Here is a 2328-nt window from a genome sequence, read left to right on the forward strand (position 1 = left end):
GTGAGCACCAAATAACTGACCGTATTGAAATGTAGATAAAAAGGGAAAGGGCGTCCTCGATTTTTGAGGACGCCCTTTCCCTTCCATGCTCTAAGCGGTCGTAGAAGTTAGATGGTCACGGCCACGAATAATCTTGTTAAAATTCCATGGTAAATAGACTACCAGATTTTCTGCTTCTGCGAACTCTGGTAGCTGTGAAATATTTTCCAAAAGATACGTGATGTAGTCACGTGGATCGACATTATTGACCTTGGCTGACTCAATCAATGTCATCCAGATGGCCGTAGCCTCAGCTCCGGCTGGACTGGTACTGAAAAGCCAATTTTTTCGTCCAATCACCAGGCTCTTCATACTGCGCTCCGCTGCATTGTTACTGAGTTCTACTGAGCTGTGCTCAAGGATGCCATTTAGTTCAGTTCGCTGATTGCGGGCATACGTGACAGCTTTTCCTACGGCACTCTTAGGGAGGTCATTGGAAGCATCCACCCAATTCCAAAATTCTTGGAGAGGCTTCCTCAACTCAGTGTCCCGTTTCTCTTGCCGGTCCTCGAGGGAAAGCTTTTGCCACTTTTTCTCTAGGATAAACATCTGGTTTAACAATTCCAGTGGTCGGCTTATCTTTCCCTTTGCCACATCGGCATCATAAAACTTTCTCCGGGCGTGCGCAAAGCAACCTAGCCGTGTCACACTATCTTCTAAATTATTGTATGCAGAATAACCATCACACTGAAGGACACCCTCAAAGCCTTCATAAAGGCTTTGGGCGAACTCACCTGACCGAGAAGCAGCGTAGGCGTAGAAAACGGTCTGTTTTGAAGCAAGCCGTATGGTCCTGACTACCCACATATAGGAACGCGAAGTCGCCTTTTTACCAGGTTCGCGGAGAACCTGGAGGGGTGTTTCATCGCCCTGAAGATAGGGTTGCTTAACCAGCTGCTCACGAATTAAATTATAAAGCGGTTTCATTATCTTGCTGGCCTTAATAATCCAATTAGCGAGTGTGGTATCTGATAAATCTGCTCCCAATCTCAGCCAGTCCTTCAGTTGACGATTTAAAGGAACACCTTGTTCATACTTTTGGTGAACAATTTCCGCGATTACCGAGGCTGAGCCAAGGCTGTGGGGAATTATTGGATTGGGAACCTGAGCTTGTATCAGGTGTGCAAGGCCATCGATTTTCTCACAATCAACGCATTTATATGTATGGGCATAAATCTCTTCACGATACAGCTTTGCCGGTTGGAAGTATAGTTGCTCACGAACAAATCTTTCACCCACTGAAACTAAGCGGTGTCCGTGTGGACACTGCTTGTTTTCGACATCAACGAAAGTAATTTTGACAGGCAAGTCACGATTTAAAATTTCTTGCCGTGTCCTCTTACGCTTTTTCGTTGGCTGTACTTGATCTGTTTGGTTTTCTTCGCCAGTTTGCTCTGGCTCGGTAAAAACACCATCATCCTCGTCTAAAAGCGACAACTGATTAGAATCAATCTTTTCAGATTGGCTACCGAACAGTTTTCTCTTTAGGTATTCAATAGTCTGGGCCTGTTCTTCAATTATCTTGGCCTGCTGGGCGATGATTTCGGTTTGCTTTTGTACCTGTTGAAGCAGCTCATCTATTTGTTTTGGAGTCATTAGTAATCCCACTCATTCTGTATTAGTTGCTTTTGAGTTTACCATAGTCGTTCTCAAATAAATAGCTATCTTTCCGTGGTCACGCTTATGCGTCTCGGTGGCCGAATTTTATGGATGGTCGCGTCAAGTGACCACCCGCTTAATAGACGTCTAAGTTGCTTGAAATTTAGCCGTCGAACAGCGTCTTGATTGGTTGGCCATTGGAGCCTCCCGTTCTCTAGTCGCTTATACAGAAGTAGAAAGCCATCGCCGTCCCAGTAAAGTGCCTTGAAACGATCCTTTCTGGTGCCACAAAACAAGTACAAAGCTTGATTGTATGGATCCAGCTCGAATTGTTCTTGCACAACGGATGCTAAGCCGTCAATACCACGGCGTAAGTCGGTCCTCCCGCAGACAATATAGACCTGATTAATCTTGCCTGGATCAATGAGCATCGTTAAACACCGCCTTTAAAACGGCATCAACAATGTAACCGTTGGCCTTGTTATAGATAATTACTGCTTTGTTCTTACCAATTTTCAATTGGATTGCCCGGCTGGGAACAACTGGCGTTGTTCCAGCAGCCTCATGCGGCATTCTAATTTGAACGATATCTTGTTTGTCCATAAACAAAAACCTCACCAATTTATTTGATGAGGTTATCATATCGTGGATTTGCCGCCAATCATAGACGGTCAGTTATTTGGTGCTTAC

At 44.8% G+C, this 2328-nt stretch carries 3 protein-coding genes; all 3 read right to left on the reverse strand.

Going from position 1 to position 2328, the window contains the following annotated elements; translation table 11 throughout:
• Positions 1 to 90: 90 nt before the first annotated feature.
• Positions 91 to 1635 (reverse strand): IS66 family transposase, encoded by a 1545-nt coding sequence (gene tnpC, locus EKM84_RS14010; RefSeq protein ID WP_125766273.1) that lies wholly within the window; start codon positions 1633 to 1635, stop codon positions 91 to 93.
• A gap of 65 nt (positions 1636 to 1700) precedes the next feature.
• Entirely contained in the window at positions 1701 to 2069 is a 369-nt protein-coding gene (gene tnpB / locus EKM84_RS14015) for an IS66 family insertion sequence element accessory protein TnpB (protein WP_125766274.1), read from the reverse strand.
• Complete coding sequence (locus EKM84_RS14020) at positions 2059 to 2241, reverse strand: hypothetical protein (RefSeq protein ID WP_125766275.1); 183 nt, start codon at positions 2239 to 2241, stop codon at positions 2059 to 2061. Before EKM84_RS14020 ends, tnpB begins: the two co-directional genes overlap by 11 nt.
• Positions 2242 to 2328: the final 87 nt, after the last annotated feature.

Source organism: Levilactobacillus mulengensis (assembly GCF_003946045.1).
Classification (GTDB): Bacteria; Bacillota; Bacilli; order Lactobacillales; family Lactobacillaceae; genus Levilactobacillus; species Levilactobacillus mulengensis.